Annotated in this window: 18 protein-coding genes and 1 pseudogene; 8 read left to right on the top strand and 11 right to left on the bottom strand. The window is 71.4% G+C overall.

The window, feature by feature from the left end; all coding sequences use genetic code 11:
* The first annotated feature begins 176 nt into the window (after nucleotides 1-176).
* On the top strand, nucleotides 177-2,945 hold the full coding sequence (locus ACH34R_RS11345) for a prenyltransferase/squalene oxidase repeat-containing protein (RefSeq protein ID WP_397561316.1): 2,769 nt from the start codon (nucleotides 177-179) through the stop codon (nucleotides 2,943-2,945).
* A gap of 9 nt (nucleotides 2,946-2,954) precedes the next feature.
* On the opposite strand, the gene ACH34R_RS11350 is transcribed toward ACH34R_RS11345, so the two are convergent.
* The gene (locus ACH34R_RS11350; RefSeq protein ID WP_397561317.1) at nucleotides 2,955-4,079 is read right to left on the bottom strand and encodes an FAD-dependent monooxygenase; all 1,125 of its coding nucleotides are present in this window, start codon (nucleotides 4,077-4,079) and stop codon (nucleotides 2,955-2,957) included.
* A gap of 91 nt (nucleotides 4,080-4,170) precedes the next feature.
* On the opposite strand from ACH34R_RS11350, the gene ACH34R_RS11355 reads away from it, so the two are divergent.
* The gene (locus tag ACH34R_RS11355; RefSeq protein WP_397561318.1) at nucleotides 4,171-5,058 is read left to right on the top strand and encodes a GntR family transcriptional regulator; all 888 of its coding nucleotides are present in this window, start codon (nucleotides 4,171-4,173) and stop codon (nucleotides 5,056-5,058) included.
* 2 nt (nucleotides 5,059-5,060) lie between these two features.
* Here the strand turns inward: ACH34R_RS11355 and ACH34R_RS11360 are convergent, their stop codons facing one another.
* Genes ACH34R_RS11360 through ACH34R_RS11380 form a run of 5 tightly spaced genes read right to left on the bottom strand, consistent with a single transcriptional unit; the run spans nucleotide 5,061 to nucleotide 10,206 of the window.
* Nucleotides 5,061-6,575 carry an amidohydrolase gene (locus ACH34R_RS11360; RefSeq protein ID WP_397561319.1) on the bottom strand — a complete coding sequence of 505 codons (1,515 nt, stop codon included), beginning with the start codon at nucleotides 6,573-6,575 and terminating at the stop codon, nucleotides 5,061-5,063.
* Entirely contained in the window at nucleotides 6,565-7,773 is a 1,209-nt protein-coding gene (locus ACH34R_RS11365) for an amidohydrolase family protein (protein WP_397561320.1), read from the bottom strand. The genes ACH34R_RS11360 and ACH34R_RS11365 overlap by 11 nt, the downstream gene beginning before the upstream one ends.
* A 5-nt stretch (nucleotides 7,774-7,778) precedes the next feature.
* Entirely contained in the window at nucleotides 7,779-8,534 is a 756-nt protein-coding gene (locus tag ACH34R_RS11370) for an amino acid ABC transporter ATP-binding protein (RefSeq protein WP_397561321.1), read from the bottom strand.
* Nucleotides 8,531-9,313 carry an amino acid ABC transporter permease gene (locus ACH34R_RS11375; protein WP_397561322.1) on the bottom strand — a complete coding sequence of 261 codons (783 nt, stop codon included), beginning with the start codon at nucleotides 9,311-9,313 and terminating at the stop codon, nucleotides 8,531-8,533. The genes ACH34R_RS11370 and ACH34R_RS11375 overlap by 4 nt, the downstream gene beginning before the upstream one ends.
* A complete protein-coding gene (locus ACH34R_RS11380; protein WP_397561323.1) occupies nucleotides 9,310-10,206 on the bottom strand; it encodes a transporter substrate-binding domain-containing protein in 897 nt (298 codons plus the stop codon). Before ACH34R_RS11380 ends, ACH34R_RS11375 begins: the two co-directional genes overlap by 4 nt.
* Before the next feature lie 113 nt (nucleotides 10,207-10,319).
* Here ACH34R_RS11380 and ACH34R_RS11385 point away from each other — a divergent pair, with 113 nt between their 5' ends.
* Genes ACH34R_RS11385 through ACH34R_RS11395 form a run of 3 tightly spaced genes read left to right on the top strand, consistent with a single transcriptional unit; the run spans nucleotide 10,320 to nucleotide 13,315 of the window.
* The gene (locus ACH34R_RS11385; RefSeq protein ID WP_233507138.1) at nucleotides 10,320-10,970 is read left to right on the top strand and encodes a GntR family transcriptional regulator; all 651 of its coding nucleotides are present in this window, start codon (nucleotides 10,320-10,322) and stop codon (nucleotides 10,968-10,970) included.
* Nucleotides 10,971-10,999: 29 nt separating this feature from the next.
* Nucleotides 11,000-12,544, top strand: coding sequence for an aldehyde dehydrogenase family protein (locus ACH34R_RS11390; RefSeq protein WP_397561324.1), 1,545 nt, complete (start codon nucleotides 11,000-11,002; stop codon nucleotides 12,542-12,544).
* A gap of 42 nt (nucleotides 12,545-12,586) precedes the next feature.
* Nucleotides 12,587-13,315: a phytanoyl-CoA dioxygenase family protein gene (locus ACH34R_RS11395; protein ID WP_397561325.1), complete on the top strand. Its 729-nt coding sequence runs from the start codon at nucleotides 12,587-12,589 to the stop codon at nucleotides 13,313-13,315.
* On the opposite strand, the gene ACH34R_RS11400 is transcribed toward ACH34R_RS11395, so the two are convergent.
* The 3 genes from ACH34R_RS11400 to ACH34R_RS11410 all read right to left on the bottom strand — a co-directional run bounded on the left by ACH34R_RS11400 (nucleotide 13,312) and on the right by ACH34R_RS11410 (nucleotide 17,921).
* Nucleotides 13,312-16,014, bottom strand: coding sequence for a PQQ-binding-like beta-propeller repeat protein (locus ACH34R_RS11400; protein ID WP_397561326.1), 2,703 nt, complete (start codon nucleotides 16,012-16,014; stop codon nucleotides 13,312-13,314). The two genes, ACH34R_RS11395 and ACH34R_RS11400, sit on opposite strands and share 4 nt — an antisense overlap.
* A 2-nt stretch (nucleotides 16,015-16,016) precedes the next feature.
* Complete coding sequence (locus tag ACH34R_RS11405) at nucleotides 16,017-16,820, bottom strand: hypothetical protein (protein WP_397561327.1); 804 nt, start codon at nucleotides 16,818-16,820, stop codon at nucleotides 16,017-16,019.
* A 333-nt stretch (nucleotides 16,821-17,153) separates the two neighbouring features.
* Complete coding sequence (locus ACH34R_RS11410; RefSeq protein ID WP_397561328.1) at nucleotides 17,154-17,921, bottom strand: NPP1 family protein; 768 nt, start codon at nucleotides 17,919-17,921, stop codon at nucleotides 17,154-17,156.
* 1,227 nt (nucleotides 17,922-19,148) lie between these two features.
* Between ACH34R_RS11410 and ACH34R_RS11415 the strand changes: the two genes are divergently transcribed.
* The 3 genes and pseudogenes from ACH34R_RS11415 (at nucleotide 19,149) to ACH34R_RS11425 (ending at nucleotide 23,344) form a co-directional block, all read left to right on the top strand.
* Nucleotides 19,149-19,469: a hypothetical protein gene (locus ACH34R_RS11415; protein WP_397561329.1), complete on the top strand. Its 321-nt coding sequence runs from the start codon at nucleotides 19,149-19,151 to the stop codon at nucleotides 19,467-19,469.
* A gap of 479 nt (nucleotides 19,470-19,948) precedes the next feature.
* Nucleotides 19,949-20,266, top strand: a pseudogene (locus tag ACH34R_RS11420) (hypothetical protein); the annotation flags it as partial.
* Nucleotides 20,267-20,965: 699 nt separating this feature from the next.
* A complete protein-coding gene (locus tag ACH34R_RS11425) occupies nucleotides 20,966-23,344 on the top strand; it encodes a hypothetical protein (protein ID WP_397561512.1) in 2,379 nt (792 codons plus the stop codon).
* A 15-nt stretch (nucleotides 23,345-23,359) separates the two neighbouring features.
* Here the strand turns inward: ACH34R_RS11425 and ACH34R_RS11430 are convergent, their stop codons facing one another.
* Both ACH34R_RS11430 and ACH34R_RS11435 read right to left on the bottom strand, forming a co-directional pair.
* The gene (locus ACH34R_RS11430) at nucleotides 23,360-23,701 is read right to left on the bottom strand and encodes a DUF5713 family protein (RefSeq protein WP_397561330.1); all 342 of its coding nucleotides are present in this window, start codon (nucleotides 23,699-23,701) and stop codon (nucleotides 23,360-23,362) included.
* Nucleotides 23,702-23,709: 8 nt separating this feature from the next.
* The gene (locus ACH34R_RS11435; protein ID WP_146607264.1) at nucleotides 23,710-23,910 is read right to left on the bottom strand and encodes a hypothetical protein; all 201 of its coding nucleotides are present in this window, start codon (nucleotides 23,908-23,910) and stop codon (nucleotides 23,710-23,712) included.
* Between the last annotated feature and the right edge of the window lie 21 nt (nucleotides 23,911-23,931).

A 23,931-nucleotide genomic window follows, 5' to 3' on the forward strand; every position in this document is an offset into this window, starting at 1 on the left:
CTCGCCGGATCATGACCGGGCAGGTCTGGACCGATCCAGGTAAAAAGACACGTTCAGGTAGCTCGCCGACCCAAGTCCGGCGAGCCGTCCGCGTGATCGCCGAGGCCGCCCAGTGATGCTACTCTTTGTAGTGGCTTGACTACGGTTTGGTGATCGGTTGGCATGTGGAGGAAGAGTTGAACGATCGTCCCGGCCAGGGTCGGCGCGTGGCCTCCGGCCCGTCCGCGTTCTCCGGTCGTCCCACGGGTCTGGGCACCTCCGCGGCACGCCTCGCCGACGCCGCCCAGGCCCCCGCCGACACCCGCCCCGCCGAGGCGGCGCCCGATGCCGCCCGGCCCGACCCTCTGGTCCCCCACGAGGTGGTGCCCGGCGAGCCCGGCTCCGGTGATGCGCGGGGGCGGCTGATCGGCTTTCTGGCCGGTCGGGTGGCGCCCGACGGGCGGCTGCTCGACGCCTGCGAGAGCCGCATCCTGGAATCCGCGCTGTTCCTCCGCCTGTTGCAGGCCGAGGACACCGGCCCCGGCGAGCAGCAGGCGCTGACCGCGTACCTGACCATGGCGGAGCCCGTGGACGAGGGCAGCGCGATCATCCGGGCCGCCGCGCTGGGGCACCCCGACCCGGCCCGCGCGGACCGGTTCCGCGCCACCTTCACGCACAGCACGGGCGAGCGCAAGCAGGTCCTCCTCGCCACCGTGTTCGCGCTGTTCGACCTGGCGCCGATGGCCGACCTGCCGGTCGTCCCCTACGGCGGGCAGGCCCTGTGGACCGAGCTCATCCTGTGCGCGAGCAACATCCTCGGCGCCCACGCCCGTGGCCGGTCCGACCCCGAGGACCAGGCGTTCCTCGCGGGCCGCCTGGCCACCGGCACGTTGCTGGGGCGGCCCTGGCAGGGCAACGTGCTCGCCCACCTGATCGCCCTGCACGCGCTGCGCACCTTCGAGCCCAAGGGGGCGCTGCTGGGCACCGGGCTCGCGGCCGTGTCCGGCACCCGGCGGCCCGATGGCGGCGTCCCGTTCGTCGGCTCCCAGGACGTCTACCTCACCGCGATGGCCGGGATCGCGCTGGCGGCCTGCGGCGAGCGGCCCGATGTGGTGACCCGCATGGCCGACTGGATCGCGAGCGCGCAACTGCCCGACGGGGCATGGGGCTACTGCACCGAGACCGTGCAGACCGACGTGGACGACACCTCCCGGTGCGTGGAGTTCCTGCGCGCGGTCGATCCCGGCCGCTACCAGGCGGTGATCACGGCGGCCGAGCGCTACCTCACCGGCATGGCGGGAGCGGACGGCGGGTTCCCGACCTACCTGGCCGGGCACCCGTCCGAGCCGGACATGACCGCCGGTGCCGTCGTGGCACTGAGCGAGGGGTGGGACCGGCACGCCGACGTGCTCGGCGCGGCGGTCGAATACCTGCTGGGCCAGGGCCGCGACGACGGCACCTACGAGCGGAGCTGGACGCTCAGCGAGTCCAGCGTCATCTGCCACGTCCTCGACGCGCTGCACCGGGTGCCCGGCGACGTCGCGGACGACCGGGTCGGGCAGGCGGTGGACGCGAGCCTGCGCCGCCTGCGGCAGACCCAGAACGACGACGGCGGCTGGGGGAGGCGGCCCGGCGACCCCAGTGACGTCCTGTCCACCGCGCAGGCCCTGACCGCACTCGCCGGCGACCGTCCCTCGGCGGCGCTGCGCCGGGGGGAGGGCTGGCTGCGGGCGCGGCAGGGGTCCGACGGATCCTTCCCCTCCATCCCCGACCAGGCGGGGCCGCGTCCCCACCCGTACGACTATCCGACCCTGGCGGCCATCCACACCCTCAACGCCTTCAACGCCCTCAACACCGTCGCCGGCCTCCCCGATGACTCCGACTCCGGGGAGGGACGGCGGCTGCCCGACTTCTACTGCCCGTTCCCGTCCGCCGCGCACGCCGACGGCGATGAGCTCGACCGCGGATCGGTCGCCTGGATGCGGCACTACGGCCTGGGCGCGGGCGACGCGGAGCGCGACCGCCTGGCCCGGGTCGGTGTGGGCCACTTCGCCGCCCGGGTCGCCCCGCGCGCCCGTGCCGACCTGCGGCAGATCCTCTCCGACCTGACGATGTGGATCTACGCCTTCGACGACGAGTACTGCGACGAGGGCCCGCTGCGCGACCGGCCGGGCGAGCTGGCCGAGGCGACGAGCCGCATTCACCGCTGCGGCGACGTCGTCGAGGACGCGGTCTACGACGACGACCGGTACGGCATGAGCCTGCGCGACCTGCGGACCCGGCTGTGGAAGGCGGCCTCACCGGCCGAGAGCGACCGGTTCATCGAGGCGATGCGCGGCTACTTCGAGGTGGAGACGGCCAGAGCGTCCTTCGTGGCCAGGAAAGAGCGTCCGGGGCTGGACGCCTTCACCCTGATCAGCCTCCGCTCCGGCGGAGCGCTGGCCCTGGCCGGTCTGGCCGGGTCGCTCAACTGCGGCGACGCGCCACCGCCCGCGCTGCTGCACGACCGCTCCGCGCAGGCGGTGACCGAGATCGCAAGCACCATCGCCACCTGGAACAACGGCATCATCTCCATCGCCAAGGAGCGCGAGCGGACACCCGACGGGTTCAACCTGCTCGACGCGATCCGCGAGGAGACCGGCTGCGGCGACACCGAGGGCGTCGAACGCATGATGGCCCTCATGGACCGGGTGACCACCCTGTTCATCCGGATGCGCGACCGGCTCCGGCTGCGCCGCCCCGATCTGACGCACTACCTGTCGGGGCTGGAGCACTACATCGGCGGATCGCTCGACTGGGCGCTCACCAGCGACCGTTACGTCTACCTCGACGGTCAGGGCGGGTCCCCGGCCTTCGAGCCGGGCGGCCGGCGCCTCACCCCGCGCGACGACTCCACCGATCCACCCCCCATCCCGTCCATCGCCTGGTGGTGGCGGCACGACCCCGGCCCACGATTCCGGAGTTGACCACGGGCGTCAGAGGCCGGGGAGCCGGATCGCGTTCTTGGCGTGGTCGACTCCTGACTCCTCGGTGGGTTCGTGTTCCATGGCCTCGCGGTTCTGTTCGATCAACGCCTGGTTGAGGGTGACGAAGGGGCGCATCCGGGCCTCGTACGCGGCGAAGGCGGCCTCATGCTCCGGTGCCGTGGACAGTTCGGCGGCCAGGACATACGCGCCGACCAGCGCCAGGCTGGTGCCCTGGCCGGACAGCGGAGAGGGGCAGTAGCCCGCGTCGCCGAGCAGGGTCACCCGGCCCGCCGACCAGTGGTCCATGTGCACCTGGGCCATCGAGTCGAAGTAGAAGTCCGGGGCCGCCCACATGGCCTTGAGCAGGCGAGGGACCTCCCAGCGCACGTGTGCGCAGTGGTCGGCGATGAGCCGCTTCTGTGCCTGGACGTCGCGGTGGTCGTACTCGATCGGCTCCGCGCTCTGGAAGCCGAGATTGACGCGCAGTTCGGTGTTGCCGCGCACCGGGTAGACCGCGCCGCCCGCCGGCCCGTCGTTGAACCACGTCTGCCAGTCCGCGAGGCCGAGGTAGTTGTCCGTGGAGAAGATCGACAGGTAGGTCCCGAGGTGCCGGACGTACTCCCGCTCCGGGCCGAAGGCGAGCCCGCGTACGTTGGAGTGCAGCCCGTCCGCGCCCACCACCAGGTCGAAGGTGCGGGGAGCGGAGCGCTCGAAGGTGACGCGCACGCCGTGTTCGTCCTGGGTCAGCGAGGTGATCGAGTCGCCGAAGACGTACTCGACGTCCTGTCGCGTCCGCTCGTACAACAGGCCGGTGAGGTCCTCGCGGAGCACCTCTATGTCGTCGCCGCCGACCCGGCCGCTGGACAGCGCGACCTCCGTCGACCGCCACAGCTCGTTGCCGTCGCCGTCCAGCATGGAGGTGCCTTTCATGTGGGTGCGCAGGCCCCGCAGTTCGGCCAGGATTCCCAGGCGTTCGGCGACGGTGAGCGCGGCGCCGCGCACGTCGATCGCCTGGCCGCCGGGGCGGGGCGCGGGGGCGCGTTCGACGACGGTGACGGTGAAGCCGTGGCGGCGGAGGAAGTACGCGAGCGCCGGTCCGCCGACGCTCGCCCCTGAGATCAGTACGGAAGTCATGGATCCTTGGTATTCCGGGCCGCCGCCGGTCGTCCAACTGTGCTAGCCCAGTTCCGCCCGCTCCCGACCTCAACTGTGCTAGGACAGATGGATGGACTCACCGTACCTGCGGATCGCGGCCGAGCTGCGGCGGCGCATCCGGGAGGGCGAGCTGGCCCCCGGCGGCAAGGCGCCCTCGACCCGTGCCCTGGCCCGGGAGTTCACGGTGGCCACGGCCACCGCGGCACGGGCCCTCGCCGTGCTGAAGGACGAGGGTCTGCTCACGGCCCGCCCCCGGTCGGGGACGGTGGTGGCGGTCGCGCTGAGCCGTCCCCGGCGGCGCGCCAGGCCGGTGGAGCTGACCCGGGAGGCGATCGTGCGGGAGGGCATCGCCATCGCCGACGCCGAAGGGCTGGGCGCGGTGACCGTCCGGGCGGTGGCGGCCCGGCTCGGCGTCGCGGCGGCGGCGGTCCACCGGCAGGTGCGCGGCAGGGACGAGCTGGTCCGGCTCATGGCCGACCTCGCCTACGGCGAGGAGCGGCATCCGGCCGAGGACCTGAACGGGCGGGAGCGGCTGGCGGCGGTCGCCCGTACGCTGTGGCGGATCTACCGGCGGCACCCGTGGCTGTCGATCCTCACCCCGCTCGGCCGCCCGCTGACGCTGCCCGGACTGCTCGGGCACAGCGAGCACATGCTGCGCGCGCTCGACGGCCTCGACTCCCACACCGCGCTCACCATGGAGATCCTGGTCTACGCCTACGTGCAGGGCCTGGCCGTGCACATCGAGCGGGAGGCGCAGATGCTGTCGGCCACCGGGCTGTCCAGCGAGCAGTGGCTGGACGTCCACGGAACGCAGATGAAGGCGTTCATGGCCTCCGGCCGGTACCCGCGGTTCACCAAGATGATCACGGGGCTCGGTGCGGAGGGGTACGACTTCGACCTCGACCACCTCTTCGAGGCCGGGCTGTCCGCGCTCCTTTCCGGCCTGCGCATCCCATAGCGTCAGTGCCGGATCGCGCCTCCGACGAGGGTGTGGCGTACCTTCGTGTCCGCCACCTCGTCGGCGGGCACGGACATCACGTCGCGGTCGAGGATCACCAGGTCGGCGAGCCCGCCCGGCCGGATGCTGCCCAGCTCGCCCTCCATCCCGGCGGCGCGCGCCGCCCACCGGGTGTACCCGTACAGCGCCTCGGCCCTGGTCAGCGACCTGGTGGTGATCGCCGTGCAGATGCCGAGGAACGGGTCGGGCGAGGCCACCGGGAAGTCGGAGCCGCAGGCCAGTACCACGCCGCGGTCGAGCATGTCGCGGAAGGCGTAGGCGTCGCGGAGCCGGGCCGGGCCGAGCCGGTCGGCGATCCAGGCGGCGTCGTCGCGGACGTGGACCGGCTGCACCGAGGCGATCACCCCGAGCCCGGCCATTCTGGCCCGGTCGGCGGCCGACTGCACCGACGCGTGCTCGATCATGAACCCGTCCGCGCCCACCTGCTCGAAGGCGTCCAGGACCAGCCGGTTCGCCAGGTCGCCGATGGCGTGGACGACCAGGCTGAAGCCGAGCCGCCGGACCGCGCGACCGGCCTCCGCGACGCGCTCGGCCGAAAGGAGCTGAAAGCCCCGGCCGTCCGGCTCGTCGTGGTACGGCTCGGACAGCAGCGCCCCCCGCGCCCCGAGCCCGCCGTCGAAGATCATCCGCAGCCGCCGCATGCTGAGCGTCGCGTCCCCGGTGAACAGGTGCTCGGCGGCGAACTCCGCCAGGTCGCCCTCCTCGGGCGCGCCCAGCATGCCGAAGACGCGCGGCCCCCCGTCCAGCGCGGCGTAGTCGGCGATCCAGTCGATCTCCTCGGTGGCGTCGTGCAGCCCGGTCAGGCCCAGGGCCAGGCAGTCCGCCGCGCCCGCGCGCAGCAGCGCCCGCCGCCTGGCCGCGTCCTTGACCGGCACGGCCTCGCGTACCGGGCGGGCCGCGCCCTCCACCAGCACCCCGGTCGGCGCGCCCGTGGCGTCGCGCAGGATGCGGCCGTCCGGCGGGTCGGCGGCGTCCGGGCCGATCCCGGCCAGCCGCAGCGCGGCGGCGTTGGCCAGCGCGCCGTGCCCGTCGAAGCGGTTGAGCAGCACCGGGTGGTCGGTGACGAGGTGGCTCAGCGGGTCGCGGTCCGGACGCTGCTCGCCACTCCAGCCGCGGCCCAGGATCCAGGTGCCCGGGGGCAGCCTGCGGGCGCGTTCGGCGACCAGGCCGGCGATCCGCCCGAGGTCGTCCAGGCCGCGCAGGTCCAGGTCGGCGTGGGTCTCGCCGAGGTTCAGCAGGTGCGCGTGGCAGTCGATCAGGCCGGGCAGTACCGAACCCCCGGCCGCGTCGATCGCCTCGGCTCCCGGCACCGCCGCCCGGCACTCCCGCTCGTCGCCGACCGCGACCACCCGTTCGCCGCGCACCGCCACGCAGCCCGGCGCCGCGCGGGCCCGGGCCGGGTCGGGTTCGGCGGCGGTGAACAGCGAGGCATTGCGGATCAGCAGCTCAGCGGCCATGGACGCGTACCCCGTCCTGGTAGACGTCGGTGATCGCGCCCTTCAGGGCGGCGAAGTCGTACGGGTCGCCGTCCACCACGACCAGGTCGGCCCGCTTGCCCGGCGCGATCGTGCCCCGGTCGTCGGCCACGCCGAGCAGTTCGGCGGCCGAGGAGGTCGCGGCGACCAGTACGTCCGCCGGGCTCATCCCGGCCTGGGCCATCAGCTGGAGTTCGGTGAGGTTCTCGCCGTGCGGGGTGACGCCGCTGTCGGTGCCCATCGCGATCTTCACCCCCGCCGCGTACGCCCTGGCCACCGACTCGCGATGGACGTCGGTCATCTGGCGGGCCTTGGCCAGCGCGTTCGGGCTGATCCGCATGCCCTCGTCGGCCATCCGGAGCAGGAAGTGCCCGGCCGACAGGGTCGGCACCAGCCACGTCCCGGCCTGCGCCATCAGCTCGATGGCGGCGTCGTCCAGGATGGTGCCGTGCTCGATGGAGCGCGCCCCGGCGCGCACGGCGTTCATGATCCCCTCCGGCGAGGTGGCGTGCGCCATGACCGAGCGGCCCTGCGCGGCGGCCTCCTCCACCATGATCGAAAGTTCGGCGGGGCTGAACTGGCGGTGCCTCGGGTCGTCCCGCGACGACAGCACGCCGCCGGTCGTGCAGACCTTGATCACGCCCGCGCCCGCCCGCAGCAGCTCGCGTACCTTGCGGCGGACCTCGTCGGGCCCGTCGGCGATGCCGTCGGGCCGGCCCGGATAGGGCAGGCTGTAGAGGAAGTGGTTGCCCGAGGCGCGCCAGCCGTCCCCGTGCCCGCCGGTCTGGCTGATCATCGAGATGGCGATCTGCAACCGCGGGCCCTTGATGTCGCCGCGTTCCTGCGCGAGCTGGATGCCGAGGTCGGCGCCCTCGGCGTCGCGGGCGCTGGTGATGCCGCAGGCGAGGGTGGCGTCGAGATTGCGCATCGCGGCGTAGAACTGGTAGGAGAACGGCAGCTCAAGCCGGGTCGGCAGATCCAGCCCGGAGCCGGTGACGTGTACGTGGCAGTCGAACATACCGGGCAGCAGCGTCTTGCCGGTGACATCAATGGTCACCTCACCCGTGAGGTCCGGACCGACCTCGGTGATCCGGCTGCCGTCGATCAAGACGTCGGCCGGGACGGGCGGGGCGCCGGTGCCGTCGAAGACGGAGCCGCCACGGAACAGCGTGCGGGTCATTTCCACTACTCCAGATGCCTGACGAACTCGCCGATCCGGCCACCGGCGGTGGCGAAGGTCTTGGCGGGGATGTCCTCGATGATCACGCCGTTCTCCATCATCACGACGCGGTCGGCCGCCCGCCGCACGAAGCCCATCTCGTGCGAGGCGACGATCATGGTCATTCCCTCGGCGGCCAGCTCCTCCATGACCATGAGCACTTCGGAGGTGGTCTCCGGGTCGAGCGCGCTGGTCGGTTCGTCGAACAGCAGCACCGACGGCCGCATGGCGAGCGCCCTGGCGATGGCCCCGCGCTGCTGCTGCCCGCCGGACAGCTTGCGCGGGTAGGCGTCGGCCTTGTCGGCCAGGCCGACGCGGGCCAGCAGCGCGCGGGCCTCCTTGGCGGCCTTGTCGGCCGGGACGCCGAGCACCCGTACCGGGCCCTCGACCAGGTTCTCCAGCAGGGTCATGTGCCAGAACAGGTTGAAGTCCTGGAAGACCATGCCGATCGAGCGGCGGGAGTCGGCGATGGCCTTCTCCGAGAGGCGGACCAGCTCGCCGTCCGGACCCTCGCGGTAGCCGACCAGCGAGCCGTTGACGCGGATTCGGCCGCGCTGGATCGGTTCGAGGTGGTTGACCGTGCGCAGGAACGTGCTCTTGCCCGACCCGGACGGCCCGATCAGGCAGACCACCTCACCGGCCTGCACGGTCAGATCAACGCCCTTGAGGACGTGCAGCTTGGCGTACCACTTGTGCACGCCTTCGGCCTGGATGGCGGTCATGCCGGGTTCGCCTCCTTGGAGCCCATCAGGTGCTCGCGCATGCGCCCGAGCAGCGTACGCGCGCCCGCGTCCGCCTCGTGGCGCTGGAGCCGGGTCTCGATCGCCGCCTGCACGACGCTCCACAGCGAGGTGAGCAGCGCGTAGTTGATCGCCAGGCCGATGAACAGCTCGAACACCCGGAACGTCTGCGCCGCGTAGGTGCCGGTGGTCTGGAACAGCTCGGGCACGCCGATCACCGCCGCCAGCGAGGTGACCTTGAGCATGACGTTGAACTGGTTGCCCATCGGCGGAATGATCACCCGCATCGCCTGCGGGATGATCACCCGGCGCAGCATGGTGGTGGGCCGCATGCCGATGGCCTTGGCCGCCTCGACCTGCCGCCGGTCCACCGACTGGATGCCGTTGCGGAAGATCTCCCCCATGTACCCGGCCTCGCGGATGGCCAGGCCCACGCACGCCGCCTGGAACCCGGCGGTCACCTTGATCACGCCGAACAGGTAGGCGTCCTCGAACCGGTAGATCTCCGCCGCGGCCAGCCCGGTGAACAGCAACATCAGGATGACCAGCTCGGGCACCGCGCGCAGCATCCACACGTAGACCGCCGCCGCGTATCTGATCGGGCGGAACTTCGACAGCCGCGCCACGCCCAGGAACATGCCGAGCACGATGCCGAGCGACTGGGCGATCACCGCCAGCAGGATCGTGCGCTGCATCGCGCCCCAGTAGTCGGGCGCGAGGTTGAACAGGTGGGAGAAGAAGAACTGCCAGTCGAAATTCACAGGGTTACCCCGGGCGCGCACAGGGCGGGCTTCTCGTCGCCGAAGGCGTCGAGGGTGACCTTGCCCAGGCCGTGCTTGTCGAAGATCTTCTGGTAGGTGCCGTCCTTACGGAGGTTGGCCATCGCCTTCTCCATGGCCTTGAACAGGTCGGTCTGGTCCTTGCGCATTAGGAAGCCGACCCGGTCGTCGTCGGTGGTGCCGGACGTGCAGCCGGCGCCGCCCGCCTCGATGCCGCCGGCGGCGAGCTTGCCGTAGTAGGCGGCGGAGGAGTCGGTACCGACCGCGGCGTCCACGTTCTTCGCGCCGACCTGCTGGAACATGTCACGCGTGTTGGGCAGCGTGACCACGTCGATCTTGGGCTTGCCCTCCGCGGTGATCTTCTTGTTCCAGGCCACCACGAGGTCCTGGGCCAGCGTGCCATCGGGCACGGCGACCTTCTTGCCCGGCATGTCGGCGAAGGTGTGAATGCCCTTGGGGTTGCCCTTGGGCACCACGATCTGGGTGACGGCGAACGAGGTCGGCAGCCACCAGACCTTGTCCCGCCGCTCCTCGCGGTCGGCGAACTCGTCGATCAGCATGTCGCAGCGCTTGCCGAGCAGGCCGGACAGCAGGCCGGAGGACTCGTACTGCGTCCAGTTGATCCGCAGCCCGAGCTGGGTGGCAAGGGCGGTCCCCAGCTCGATCTCCGCCCCCGTCTTGGCCCCGTCCTGCTGGTAGGCCCTGGGCGGGTTGGTGAACGCCGAGCAGAGGTTGATCACGCCCTTCGCCGCGTACTCCGGAGGCGGCTGCACCACTGCCTTCACCGTCTGCTCTCCCGCCCCGGCGGGGGCCTTGGTGCATCCGGCGAGCACCAGGGGGACGGCGATGGCAAGCATCAGGGCGCGCTGCTTCATGGGGGGCTCTCCTAGCCGACAAGCGACATACATCTCACACACAACTGGTATATCAGCGGGTTGTAGGACTGTAGGCTTTGCCGGGAAAGTACGTCAACACCAGGAGAGCAGGGATGGCGCAGGTGACCGACGGCTTATTGATGGCCGAACGGGCATACGCCTACATACGCGATGAGATCGTCACGACCAGGATCCGGCCGGGCTCGCCCGTCGACGAGGAACGCCTGATGGCGGAGCTCGGCGTGGGCCGCACCCCGGTACGCGAGGCGCTCAAACGCCTGGCGCAGGAGCGCCTGGTCACGGTCTTTCCGCGACGTGGCACGTTCGCCGCCGACATCCACATCGACGACGACCTCTGGCTGACCGAGGTCCGCGTGCCGATGGAGGGCATCGCCGCCCAGCTCGCCGCCCGCCGGGCCACCGCCCAGCAGCGGGAGAAACTCGCCCGGCTGTCCGACGAGATCACCAAAGAGATCGAGTCGGGGGCCGACCTGAAGCGCCTGGTGCTGTTCGACGCAAAGATCCACCGGTGCGTGTTCAACGCCGCCCAGAACCCCTTCCTGGCCGGCACCCTCACCATGTACCTCAACCTCAGCATCCGGATCTGGTTCCACCGCCTTGACCGGCTGCCGGACCTGGCCCCGCACGTACTCGATCAGCGTGAGGTCATCCAGGCCATCCTCGACCGCGACGGCGAACGCGCCCATGCCGTCGCGCAAGACCACCTGAACGGGTGCTCCCACAGCATCCGCACCGGCTCGTGACGGCCGGTCCGTAGAAGGAGATCGATCGCGTGTCGCACACCGTACGTTCCGTCATCGCCGCGGAGCGTGAGGCCGCCACCGGGCGGGCCTTCCGCTCGACGAACCCCGCCACCGGCGAACTCGTCGCCGAGGTCCACCTCAGCGACGCCACCGGCTTCGCCGCCGCCGCCCGCACCGCCAAGCAGGCCCAGCGGGCCTGGGCCGACCTGCCCGCGCCCGCGCGCGGCGAGGTGATCGCCCACGCCGGGCAGCTCGTCCGCGCCAACGCCGAGAAGCTGGCCAGGCTGGTGACCCGCGAGATCGGCAAGCCGCTCAAGGAGGCCAGGGGCGAGGTGCAGGAGGTCATCGACACCTGCACGTTCTTCCTGGGCGAGGGCCGCAGGCTGTACGGCCAGACGGTGCCCTCGGAGATGCCGGACAAGGAGCTGTTCACCTTCCGCCAGCCGGTGGGCGTGGCCGCCGTCATCACGGCGGGCAACTTCCCGGTCGCGGTGCCGTCGTGGTACCTGGTCCCGGCGCTGCTGTGCGGCAACGCCGTCGTGTGGAAGCCGGCCGAGTACTCCGCGGCGTCCGCCGAGGCGCTGTACGAGCTGTTCGCCCACGCGGGCCTGCCCGAGGGCGTGCTCAACCTGGTCTTCGCCGACGGCGCGGACACCTTCGCCGGGCTCACCGAGGCGCTGGGCGCCGGCACGGTGAACAAGGTCGGCTTCACCGGCTCCTCGGAGGTCGGCGCGCGCATCGGCGAGCTGTGCGGGCGGCACCTCCAGTCGCCGTGCCTGGAGCTGGGCGGCAAGAACCCGATGGTGGTCACCGCCGACGCCGACCTCGACCAGGCGGTCGAGGGCGCGCTGTTCTCCGGGTTCGGTACGGCGGGGCAGCGCTGCACCTCCCTGGGCACCGCGATCGTGCACGAGTCGGTGCTGCCGGAGTTCCTGCGCCGCTTCGACGAGGCCACCCGCGCGGCGGTGATCGGCGACCCGACCGGCGACGTCCTGTACGGCCCGCTGCTGGACGAGAAGTTCGCCCACTCCTACGAGAAGACGCTCGGCCAGATCGCCTCACACCACGAGGTGCACGGCTCGACCGCGATCGGCCGGATCGGCGACGAGCGCCCCCGGGCCGGCTTCACCGGCGACCCCAGCGGCCTGTACTACCACCCGGTGATCGTCTCCGGGGTCCGGCCCGGCGACGCGCTGTTCGACAACGAGACCTTCGGCCCGATCGTCGGCGTGACCTCCTACCGGACCCTCGACGAGGCCATCGAACTGGCCAACGCCCCCGGCTACGGCCTGTCCTCGGCGATCTACACCACCGACCCGGCTTCCGCCTTCCGGTTCCGCCGGGGGATCGGCGCGGGCATGGTCAGCGTCAACAACACCACGTCGGGGGCCGAGGCGCACCTGCCGTTCGGCGGCAACGGCAAGTCCGGCAACGGCAGCCGCCAGTCCGGCATGTGGGTGCTCGACCAGTTCACCCGCTGGCAGTCACTGAACTGGGACTTCTCCGGTCATCTGCAGAAGGCCCAGATGGACATCACCGTCGTCGATCCCGACCTGGAGTACCGCCTGCCCTGAAATTCGATTTCGGTCCGGCTCGGCACTCGCTAGGGTGCTCGCATGACAAGCGTGGACATCGACCGTTTCGTCACCGACGGGTTCGTCAAGCTGACGGCGGCTGCGCCGCGCGAAGTCGGCGACGCGGCCAGGGCGCTGCTGTGGCAGCGGATCGGCCTGTCGCCCGACGACCCGTCCGGCTGGCGGGAGCCGGTGGTGTGGACCGCCGACCTCACCGGGGAGGGCCCCTTCGGGCAGATCATGACCAGCCCGAAGCTGCACCGCGCACTCGACGAGATCGCCGGGCCCGGCGGCTGGGCGCCGCGCGCCGCCCTCGGCAACATGCCGATCCGCTTCCCCGGCCGATCGCCCGTCGACGACCGGGGCTGGCACATCGACGCCACCGTCGCCCGGCCCGACGGCTCGTGGGCCGTGTCCGGGCGGCCGGAGGCGATGTTGCTGCTGGTACTTCTGTCGGACGTGGGGCCGGACGACGCGCCCACCCGCATCCGGGTGGGCTCGCACCATGACGCCGCCAAGGCGCTCGGTGACCAGGTGCTCGACCCCTTCGAGGCCGGTCCGCTGCTGGACGCGGCCTCGGAAGGGCGGCCACTGGCGTACGCGACCGGCGCTCCTGGCGACATCTACCTCGTCCACCCGCTGACCGTCCACGCGGCCGACGAACACCGCGGCACCCGGCCCCGCTTCATGTCCCAGGGGCCCATCATGCTCGCCACCCCGGTCACCCCGGACGGCACGAACGCTCTCTCCCGGGCTCTCCAGACGGGCTAACCGCCGGTGGTGGTGGGCAGCGCGTAGAGGTTGCCGTTCGAGACGCCGAGGTAGACGAAGTCCTTCGTGACGACGGGCCGGGTCTGTACGTCGCCTCCGGTCTGGAAACGCCACCGCTCCCGGCCGGTGGCGGCGTCGAAGGCGTGCAGGACTCCCTGGGCGTCTCCCAGGTACACGGCTCCATCCGCCACCGCGGGACGGAAGGAGTAGCCGGTGTCCAGCGCGGCGCTCCAGCGCTCCACGCCGGTCGTCGCGTCGAGGGCGTGCAGTCCGCTGTCGGGGCCGCCCGCGTAGACGACGCCCTGGGCCACCACGGGCTCCCACCCCCTTCCGTCCTCGCCGCCCACCGCGGGGAAGCTCCACAGGCGCTTGCCGGAGCGGGTGTCCAGCGCGTACGTCGCGCCGAACCTGTTGGCGAGGTACACGATTCCGCCGGTCACCACGGGGCGGAAATCGACGGTCCCGTGGACCTGCGAACTCCAGCGGACCTTCCCGGAGGCGGCGTCCAGCGCGCGGACGTCGCCGCTCTCGCTCGCGGCGTAGACCATGTCGCCGGTCCGTGCCAGGTGGACGGTGTCGTATCGGCCGCCGACCGGCGAGCGCCACCTGCGGGCTCCGGTGCGGGGGTCCAGCGCGTACAGCATGCCGTTGACGTCGCCGACATGGACGGCCGCTCCGGCGACCACCGGGGCGGGGGCGGCGAAATCGCCCGGCGGCCGGAAGGTCCACAGCCGCCGGCCGGTGGCCGCGTCCAGGGCGACGAGCTCGGCGTTCGGCGCGTCGGTGAAGGTGGTCCAGATGTAGAGGCGGCCTTGAGAGACCACCGGCGCGGTGCTCACCTCCATTTCGCGGCTCCACCTTTTCCGGCCGGTGGCCGCGTCCAGCGCCACCAGCCGCTTGTCGCTCGCCGCGAACATGGTGCCGTCGGCCGGTACCTGGAAGCGGGCGCTCCCATCGCCCATTCGGAAGCGCCACCGCTCCGCGCCGGTGGTGGCGTCCAGCGCGTACACCGTGCCGTCGTCGCTCGTGGCGTGGACGACACCACGGGCCACCACCGGATCGGCATAGAAGACCGCGTCGGCCGGGAGGTTCCAGCCGCGCGGGCGCGGGGCGGCGGGGGCACGGACGCCCGGTCGGTAACGTGCGAGCAGGTTGTCCCGCAGCAACGGCGAGATCAGCCGCACCGCCGGCCGTGACGGGGAGCTGATCCGGACGATGACGGGGCCCACATTGATGATCGTCGCACCGAGGTAGCCGGTCGGCCGGGCCAGCGTGTAGGACAGGAAACCGGGGCCTTCCGTGGTCGGATCATGGGCGTTGGCCGCCTTGACGGCCGCGACCTCGGCGGCGAACAGCTTTCGCGCCCCCGCGCTCGACGGCGACACCGCCTCCACGGCGACCGAGACGACGGCGCCGTCGTCCGTGCGCGGAATCCAGTCGCATTTCGCCGGCGTCGTACCGGCGAGATGGTCCGAGCCCGGCAGCACGCGGTATCCCTCGGCGAAAACCGAAAGGTCACGGCCGGTCAGCAGGGCGCAGGCGGGCGGCCAGGCACTCGCCGGGACACCACCGAACCTGGCGGGCCCGCGCGCAGGCCCGTAGCTCAGCTCGTACGCGGTGATCCGGTCGTCACCCGGGACGGTGCTGTGCACGAAGGCCATGTCCCGGATCGAGCCGATCAGCGTGGCGTGCTCGTGCGGCACGTCCAGCGGCAGCCCGCCGAGCCGCCCGGTGCCGGGGTCCAGCGACACCAGAAACGCGGGCAACGGCCACTGGTTCCCGGGGGTGACCTCGCGCCGGTGGACCGCCTCGGAGTAGGAGTCGGCGAACAGGGGCGGGCTCCAGCGGCCCGGGTTCGGTATGCCGGTGGTCTCCCTGGCGTCGGGCAGCGGGCGGCCGTCGGCGTTGTAGAAGGAGTCGTCCGACCCGACCCAGACCCGGAGGTGCCCCTCCGCATTGGTCGTGACGGAGAGATAGGCGTCCTCCAGCGCCGCGAAGGGCGAGGTCAGCGGGCGCGTCCAGGCGGGCCGCAGGGTGCGCGGGGTCAGCGAGGCGAGCTGTGGCCTGGCGCCCGCGCAGTGGCTGAGCAGGACCACCGCTCGCGGGGTCGCGGCGCTGCGCATGTCGCACCCATGCGTGTACGTCGTCCGTGCCGTGGTCGCGCCGGTCCGCAGATCGAGGGCGTGCGCGGCGACGGGCTCGGCCGACCGCTCGAACACCATGATCCCGCGCTCGGTCACCATGATCGGTGAGTCCAGGTACTTCAGGTCCACACTCATCGGTACCTGGTGAAAGGCGATCGTGCGCCGCCACCGCACGGCACCCGTGGCCAGGTCATGAGCCTCCAGGGTCTTCTCGGCCTGGTCCGGTGCCCCTCTCGACACGACCAGGACGTCCGCCGCGATCCACACCCCCGTGATGGGCTCGGTGCGTGTGGGGACGGTCCGCCTCAGCTCACCGGTACGCAGATCATGGATCCGCAGGCCGCCCTCGCGGGTCGCCACGGCGAGCGCGTCGCCGGACACGGCGTGCCGCGGGGTCTCGAAGGACGGTGGGTGGGCGGGCAGGTCGGTGCGCATCGACCAGGCCACCCGCCATTCGGCGGGCACCGGCCGGAACCGCGGGGCATCGGCGACCGCGGCCGGGTAGGCCGCCATGATCATCGCGGCCAGGACCGCCGCCGAACGGGGAACGAGCACGGTCAGCACCCCTCGGACTTCTGGTTCTTCTCGACCTTCGCGCATGCCGCCGCGCGGGAGAGCGGCTGCCAGCCGCCCAGTGCGGAGCGGCCGTAGTAGGCGCGGTAGCGGTCGGCGATGCCGCTCACCCGGAACGGGCGGCCGTCGGGGCCCTTGATCGTTATCTGTTCGGTCCGGTCCTCGGCGAGCACGGTGACCTGGAGATCGAACTCGTAGTACGCCGCCGAGCCCGTTATGGCCATGACCAGCGTGACCGGCTCGCCGCGTTTCAGGTCGATCTGCTTTTTCCGGAAGTAGGAGGTGTCCGGGTCCCTGGCGGTGTCTTCGGCGGTGTCTCTGGCGGTGGTGAAGCGGGGGGCCGGTTGGTCCAGGTCGGCGGACAGTTCGACGGTCTCGGCCACTCCCTCGGCGGCGTAGACGAACAGCGCGCCGTCCGAGACCGGCTTGCGGGCGAGGACACGAGGGATGATGTCGACGATGCGCAGGCTGCTGCGGTTGCCGGCCAGAACGACCGTGACGTCCGCCGTTCCGAGCGGGGCCCAGTCGTGGCCGGCCATGATCGCGTCCCGGCTGGAGCCGGAACCGGCGCCCAGCAGGATCGCCCGCTCTCCGGGATCGGTCACCGGCCGGCGCAGCGTGGTGTGCCGCGTGGTGTGGTCCACGGCCACGTGGCCGATGGTGAGCGGGGGCTGTCCGCTGATCCGATCGACGGTGTCGGGGCCGCTTGTGCTGAACCATTCGGTGAACACGACGCCGATCGCCGCGACGAGCACGGCACCGAGGATTCCGGCCAGCCATGTCCGCATGGCCTTCCACCGCCCCGCCGCGCTTTGGCCGGTCCCGTGCGCCGGGTCGGCCTTTTGGGCCCGGACGCGGACCACCGCATTCGCCCGAGTGAGTCTGGCCCGCCTCTTCTGGCGCGCTTTGACCATGAGGCCACCTCCCAGGAGCAATGCGCGGAGTGACTTCCCCCTAACGCATAGCTATATACCGGCGAGGCCGTGACGGACAGGTTTTCGGCTGACTCGCGGTACGGCGGACCTGGGAATTGTCCATTTCATCCGACTGCGTGTGGAAGTGAGCCCCGGCCCCGAGGGCGGGCCGGGGGGGTGATGCGGTGGTGATGGGGTGCGCTGAGGTCAGGCCCAGGGGTCGAAGGAGATGCCGCCCGGCTTGGAGGCCGCGAGGTGGCTCTTCATGGTCTCGGTACCGAGCTTGATGGTGGCCCGGCCGTAGCTGGTGTGATAGATGAACTGGTTGCGGAAGTCCACGCTGGGATAGCCGTTCCAGCCCACGAGGCGCGGATAGAACCACCCGCCGGTGTGGTTCTCGATCGCCTCATCGCCGCTGTTGGCCAGGCGGAAGCAGTGCGTCTTGCCCGCGTCCTTGTGATAAACGACCTTGGGGTGGGTGCCGCTGGAATCGAAGCGCACGCTCGAACGATGGTAGGTCTCCCAGTAGTCGTGCTCGGAGTATGAGACGTACTGCACCTGGTTGTTCTGCACCCATACGACGACGTGCTCGAAGTCGTGCCGGTGGCCGCAGCCCGGTTCGACGCTACAGCCGTCCACCGTCTGGTCCTTTTCGAAATAGCTGGCGTACATGATCGCGCACCAGCCGTTGTTGCACTTCGCCCGCGCGTAGGTGTTGGACTCCTGTAATTGCGCGAGGTCGCGGCAGTTGCCGTTCACCGCGCCGCCGAGGCCCCTGCCCGGGTTGGCGTACCGCGACGAGGTGATGGCCGCCGTGGCGTAACAGCCGTCCTTGTCGTAGTCGTACGCGGGGGAGAACGTCTGCTCCAGGCCGTCCGCGTTCTGCGGCAATTTCGGGATGACGTCGGCCTGGGCGGGATACGCCAGGCCCAACACGAGCGCGAGCGCGCCGAACACGCCCACCAAGGTGCTCACCCACGGTCGCCTGCGTGTCCGTGGCCGGGGGTTCGTTGCGGGGGTCAGACCGGCTGTCGGAGCTGTGGTCATCGCGGCCCTTTCCTTTTCTTCGATGGCCCGGAACATGTTCTCCGGCGGAATGCGGGCGCGCGGCCGGATCGGAGGAGCATCGGCCGCGCGCCCGGATTCAGCATCCGCCGGGGGCCGCCTTTCGTCACCTGGTGACGGTCGCCTGGGTCGTGAATTTCCCATTGCTGCCTGGCGGTCACCGGCCGTCCGGCGCGCAGCGGGGGTGACACGGGAGGCGGCGCACGCGTACGGTGAGCGCGTGGACGATGGAGGCGGCCCCCTGGCCTGTGCCGGGACGAACGGCCGATGAGCGGCGGCAGTTGCCCCGACTGCGGCGGAAGCGGCGAGGACCGTACCCTGCCGGGGTACGTCCTCCGGTGCGGCCGTTGCTCCGGCCGTGGCACCGACCAGCCACCGGGAAACGTGACCACCACGCCCACCGAGCCCCCACCGGTCTGGGAAGACCGCTGCTGGGCCGACCCCCGCCTCGCCGGCATCTCCTGCCGTATCTGCCTCGACCAGAGATCCGTCGCCAACGTCCGGGGCGGCGTCCTGGCCACACTTCCATGCCCGGCCTGCACAGCCAGCAGCGACTGACCCCCTGCATTACGTCCTACCGCTCGCGAAGCGGGGCCACGAGCCTGAAGGCCCTTGCCTCGGGGCCGGGGGCGGTGTCCTGGCCGCGCTTTCACGCCCGGCCTGCACGGCCAGCGGCGGCTGACCCTCTGCGTAACGTCTTACCGGTCGTGGAGCGGGGCCACGGACCCGAGGCCGCTCGCCTCGGGGGCCGGGGTGTTGTTCTGGCCACGCTCCCGCGCCCGGCTTGCACGGCCAGCGGCGACTGACCCCCTTCATCACGTCCTACCGTTCACAGACCGGCTCCACGAACCTGGAAGGGCCGCGCCCGGGGCCGGGGGGGGGGGTGTCCTGGCCGCGCTTTCATGCCCGGCTTGGACGGCCAGCGGCGACTGAGCCCCGTGCGTTACGCCGGGTCTGCCGTCAGGGCGTACCGGTCGCGGGCCGGGCCACGGACCTTGGAAGGCCCGCGCCCCGGCCCGTCGCGCGGTGGTGGGCAGTTCATCGCCAGATCTGGTGGCAGTTGTTGTTGCAGACATTCAGGCGCACGCCGCCCTGGAGATGCTGCCGTCGAGGCGGCGTGCGCTCTGATTGTGGATGATGCGGTACGACGCGGCGGCGGTGCCGGATTGTTTTGTCGTTTCGGTGGTGCCGGCGCTGGCCTGGACGGCCGCGACCCCCCGTCACTGGTACGGCGGTGGCCAGAACGACCCGAGCCTTTTCGAGACGATCATAGATGCATGGGAAAAGAGCAGGCGAAAACCCCGAGGCAAATGGACTGCCGGCGAACATCTGACGTTGGCCCGGCGCTTACCGGGCCTGCTCGGCTTTCGGCCTGATCGCCCCCCTGGCATCGACCGGCATCGCCCATGCTGGCGGCTCGCCGGGTTGAACACCAAGCCCCCTGAGCCGCTTTTTTAGCGCCAGCCGGTCGTGCCGCCGCTGAGCGGGCAGGTGGCATTGGCGCGGTCCACAAGGCTGTGACCTGTGCATTAACAGTGTGTTTCGGTGTGTGGTAATAGAGATGATCACGGCTGGCCGCCGGACATTATCGGAAGCGGTCGCGTGGCACTTCAGGGTGGCCGCATAAAGGAATTCGGAGAAAGGAGTTGCGGGAACGGCGGTATGTGTGTCCGAATAGGAGCATGGGGCGTCCGGAGAGCCCGTTGGACCCTGACGCGGGTCCGGCGGAAGAGTTCGCATTCGCCTTGCGGCGTTTAAGAAACGCGGCGGGTAAACCGACCTATCGGGAACTCGCCAGTCGTACGCGTTATTCGGCCACCGCATTGCAGATGGCCGCCCGGGGTGAGCGCTTACCCAGCAAGGCCGTGGCACTGGCATTCGCCGAGGCGTGCGGGGGGCGGAGGGAGGAGTGGGAACGGCGCTGGCAGGCCGCCAGTATGGCCCTGTCGGCCGCCGCCGCGACACAGAACGGCCAGGCGGGGGAATCGCCCTACCTGGGGACGGCAAGCTATGACATCGAGGACGCGCCGCGCTTCTTCGGCCGTACCGAACTGGTGACGGGGCTGCTAGCGCGATTGCGCACCCGCCGGTTTCTGACGCTGACCGGCCCGTCGGGCTGCGGAATCTCCTCCCTGCTACGTGCGGGGCTGATCCCGGCGCTACGCGAGCGCCTGAATCCCCAGGAACCCGCCCCCACCGTCGTGGTCCTCACCCCAGGCCCACACCCACTCACCGCCCTGCACAAAGCCCTGACAAACCCGGTGCAGTCCGATTCGGAGCCGGGGAGTGCAGGTCTGTCGAATTCGGTGTCGGGGGGTACAGGCCGCGAGGGTACGACCTTGCGGGGTCCTGGGCCGGCGAATTCGGTACCGGAGAATGCGGGCCTGGGGGGTACGAGGGGTCCACGGTCGGGGCCCCCGGGGTTGTCGGGGAGTACCGGCCGGGAGAGCACGGTCCCGTCGGGGCCGGGGCTGGAGGAAGCGGATCTGGGGGGTACCAGGAGTTCGGGGGCGGTGCCTCCGGGGCGGTCGGGTCCCCCGCCGCGGAGTACAGGCCAGGAGAGTGCGGCTTTGTCGGGGCCAGGGGCGAGGCTGGCGGATTCGGTGTCGGCAAGTTCGGGCCTGGAGAGTGTGGGGCTGGGGGATTCGGGGGCGGGAAGTACGGGTGCGGGGAGCCAGGGATCGGAGCCTCCGGAGCGGTCGAGTGCCGTGTGGGGGAGTACGGCTCTGTCGGGTTCGGGTTCGGGTTCGGGGAGTACGGACCCGGGGGGCCAGGGGATGGGGAGTCCCGGCTTAGAGAGTTCGGGCATGGGGGGTTCGGGCTCTGAGGGGGCGGGGGGCGCGGGTGTACGGGGTTCGGGCTTGAGCGGGGCGGGGCCGGCGGATTCGGGGGCGAGGGGCGCGGGCGCGGAGGGTGCGGCGTTGGGGAGTACGGGGGTGGCGGATTCGGGGTTGGTGAACGGGGATCGGGCGGGGGTGGGGAACGGCTGGGCCGGGCGGGCGGACCTGGGCGATCTGGCCGGGCTCACCAAGGTGGGCGAGATGGCCGATGGCTACGACCTGACCGAGCGGGCCCGGGCGTGTGGGCTGCTCACGGCCGGGGCGGAGCTGGTGGTCGTGGTGGATGAGCTGGAGGAGGTGTTCACCCGCTGTGCCGACGCGGAGGAGCAGGTCACGTTCATCGCCGCGCTGCTGTCCGCGCGGCGGGTCGGCAGCCGGGTGCGGGTGGTGGCCGGGATGCGGGCCAGCGCCGCGGCGCAGTGCGCGGCGCATCGGGAACTGGCGGCGGCGGTACGCAGCGATGGTGTCGCCATGCCGCCGTTGCGCGCCGCCGAACTGCGAGAGGTGGTCGTCAAGCCGGCCGCTGCCGAACGGGTGATGGTCGAACCGGCTCTGGTGGCGACCATCGTGGCCGACGCGGGGGAGGCGGCGGGCGCGTTGCCGCTGGTCTCGGCGGTACTGGCCGAAACCTACTGGCATCGCACCGGCAGGAGCCTGACGCTGTCGGTCTACCACGCCCTTGGGGGCATCGGCGGCTCGGCGGCCCGGCTGGCGGAGGACTGTTACACGGCCCTGCCGTACGAGTGGCGGTGGTTCGCCCGGCGGCTGTTGCTGCGCCTGGTCACCGTCGATGAGCACGGCCGGGCAGCAGCCGGTACGCTCCGCGCCGCCGACTTGCCCGCCGTACTCGCCGACTCCGGCCCAGAGGCCGTTTCGGGTGTGGAGGTCGTCTCCGGTTCGAGAGCCGCGCCTGCTTCGGCCGCCGTTCCGGGTTCAGGTGTGGTCCCTGATTCCGAGGCCGCGCCTGGCTTGGTGGTCGCCCCCGCTTCAAAGGCCGTTCCCGGTTCAGGGGCTGTCTCTGGCCCAGAGGTCGTTCCCGGTACAGAGGCCATTCCTGGCTTGGGGGCTGTCCCTTGTTCCGAGGCTGTTTCCGGCCTGGAGGGCGTTCCTGGTTCGGAGGCCGGTGCCGGTTCGGGGGAGGGGCCGGGGGCTGGGGCGGTTGGGAGGGAGGTGTTGGAGCGGCTGGCACGGGCGCGCGTGGTCACTGTGGATGAGCAGGGCGTACGTCTTGCGCATGAGGCGGTGATCGGTGCCTGGCCGCGTATGCAGGACTGGCTGGAGCGGGACCGCGCCGGGTTACGCACGCATAGGCATCTGGCCGAGGCCGCCGCCACCTGGCGGAACCATGACGGCGACCCGGACCTGCTCTACCGAGGAGGATGCCTGACCGCCACCCGCAACTGGGCCTACGACGACGCGCCGGTCCCGCTCACCGACACCGAGCGGGAGTTCCTTGAGGCCGGGATCACCGCGGCCGAGGCCGAGCAGGACGCCGCCTGCCGTACCGTACGGCGGCTGGGCATGCTGTCGGCCGCGCTGGCGCTGCTGCTCATCCTGGCCTCGGGCGCGGCCGTCGTCGCCGGTCACCAGCACAGGCTCGCCGAGCGTCGCCTGACCGAGCACCAGTCCCGGGACCTGGCCCGGCAGGCGGGCAACGCGGCCGACGCGGGCCGGGCGCTGGAGCTGGCCCGCCAGGCGTACCGGCGGGCGCCGACCGTCGAGGCGCGCAGCGCCCTGCTCAGCATCGCCGCCGCCCGCCGTCCCACGAAGGGCGTCGCCTACCGGCCCGACCGGCCCGACCGGCGCATGGTGGCCATCGGCCACCCGGCCATGGTCGAGCTGCGCGATCCCGTCGCCGACCGGCGCCTGGCCACCCTGCCGGTCACCGCCGAGCCGAGCCAGGTGGCGTTCAGCCCGGACGGCCGTACCCTGCTGGCCCGGACCGCTTCCGGGTACACCTGGCTGTGGGACGTACGCACCCGCGCCCTCCTGCTGTCCACCGACGGATGCCATGGCGGCCTGGCCTTCACGCCGAGCGGAGACGAGTACGTCTGTCACAACGGCATGACCGTCACCTTCCATGACATTCCATCCCCGTCCGGGACGGTGGGCGGCCGGGCCGCCGACGCCCCGATTCTCACCGGGCGCAGCGGGTACGGCCCGGGCCGGCGACACCTGGCGTCCCTTTCCGAGGCCGGGGAGGTGGCGGTCTGGGACACCGCCCGCCGGACCAGGACCGTACTGGAGGCGGGTCGCGAGCCCGTCGTACGCGTCGTGGCGTTCAGCCCGGACGGGCGGCTACTGGCCGCCGCCGACGACCGGGCCATCCGGCTGTGGGACCTGGCCGATCAGCGCCCCTGGGCCACCCTGACCGGCCATACCGGCACCATCACCGGCCTCGCCTTCCACCCCGACGGCACCACCCTGGCCTCCGCCGACGCCGATCGCCACGTCATCACCTGGCCCCTACGCCCAGAGACCCTGATCCGCTGACCGGCCGCCACCCGCTCACCAGTCGCGGGTGGCGATCAGGTCTTCGACGTCCGCGTTGGTGAACCCGTATGCGGAGGCGATGAACCAGAAGTCCTCGGCGATCTCCTCGCGGGCGACGGTTTCGATCTCGCTCCCCTCCGCCTCGAACTCCGCCTCCAGCCGGTTGAACTCCTCCGTCGCGGCCTGGGTCAGCCGGTACAGGGACGCCAGGTCCGATGGCTGCTCGGACTCGATCCGTTCGCACAGCCGTACCAGGATCGCCCGGCCCTTGTCGAGGACGTAATCAGGGAAGTACGCGTCCGCGTACAGTCGGCGCAGAAATGTGCGCCCCGCCGCCTGCCGGTTGGTGATCGCCATGGTCGAGTTCAGTCCTTCCGCTGGTCGCCCGGGGTCCGGTCCTGGATCGAGAGGCTGAGGAACACGAAGGCGACGACGAAGACCACGCCCGCCGTGGCGCCCCAGCGCCAGTCGCCCAGCCAGATCCAGGCGATGAGCATCGCGGCGACGGCGGCGAACAGGGCGATGGCGACGTTCTTCATCCATCCGGTGGGCTGACGGGTGCTCATCTCGCTCCTGTTCGCGGTGAC

Source organism: Spongiactinospora sp. 9N601 (assembly GCF_044326295.1).
In the GTDB taxonomy this organism is placed as follows: Bacteria; Actinomycetota; Actinomycetes; order Streptosporangiales; family Streptosporangiaceae; genus Spongiactinospora; species Spongiactinospora gelatinilytica.

What these genes read in the sequence shown, in the direction of transcription:
- ACH34R_RS11350 (WP_397561317.1), bottom strand. Translation starts at nt 4,079, where the DNA reads ATGACTTCCGTACTGATCTCAGGGGCGAGCGTCGGCGGACCGGCGCTC.
- ACH34R_RS11355 (WP_397561318.1), top strand. Translation starts at nt 4,171, where the DNA reads ATGGACTCACCGTACCTGCGGATCGCGGCCGAGCTGCGGCGGCGCATC.
- ACH34R_RS11360 (WP_397561319.1), bottom strand. Translation starts at nt 6,575, where the DNA reads ATGGCCGCTGAGCTGCTGATCCGCAATGCCTCGCTGTTCACCGCCGCC.
- ACH34R_RS11365 (WP_397561320.1), bottom strand. Translation starts at nt 7,773, where the DNA reads ATGACCCGCACGCTGTTCCGTGGCGGCTCCGTCTTCGACGGCACCGGC.
- ACH34R_RS11370 (WP_397561321.1), bottom strand. Translation starts at nt 8,534, where the DNA reads ATGACCGCCATCCAGGCCGAAGGCGTGCACAAGTGGTACGCCAAGCTG.
- ACH34R_RS11380 (WP_397561323.1), bottom strand. Translation starts at nt 10,206, where the DNA reads ATGAAGCAGCGCGCCCTGATGCTTGCCATCGCCGTCCCCCTGGTGCTC.
- ACH34R_RS11385 (WP_233507138.1), top strand. Translation starts at nt 10,320, where the DNA reads ATGGCGCAGGTGACCGACGGCTTATTGATGGCCGAACGGGCATACGCC.
- ACH34R_RS11395 (WP_397561325.1), top strand. Translation starts at nt 12,587, where the DNA reads ATGACAAGCGTGGACATCGACCGTTTCGTCACCGACGGGTTCGTCAAG.
- ACH34R_RS11405 (WP_397561327.1), bottom strand. Translation starts at nt 16,820, where the DNA reads ATGCGGACATGGCTGGCCGGAATCCTCGGTGCCGTGCTCGTCGCGGCG.
- ACH34R_RS11415 (WP_397561329.1), top strand. Translation starts at nt 19,149, where the DNA reads ATGCGGTACGACGCGGCGGCGGTGCCGGATTGTTTTGTCGTTTCGGTG.
- ACH34R_RS11430 (WP_397561330.1), bottom strand. Translation starts at nt 23,701, where the DNA reads ATGGCGATCACCAACCGGCAGGCGGCGGGGCGCACATTTCTGCGCCGA.
- ACH34R_RS11435 (WP_146607264.1), bottom strand. Translation starts at nt 23,910, where the DNA reads ATGAGCACCCGTCAGCCCACCGGATGGATGAAGAACGTCGCCATCGCC.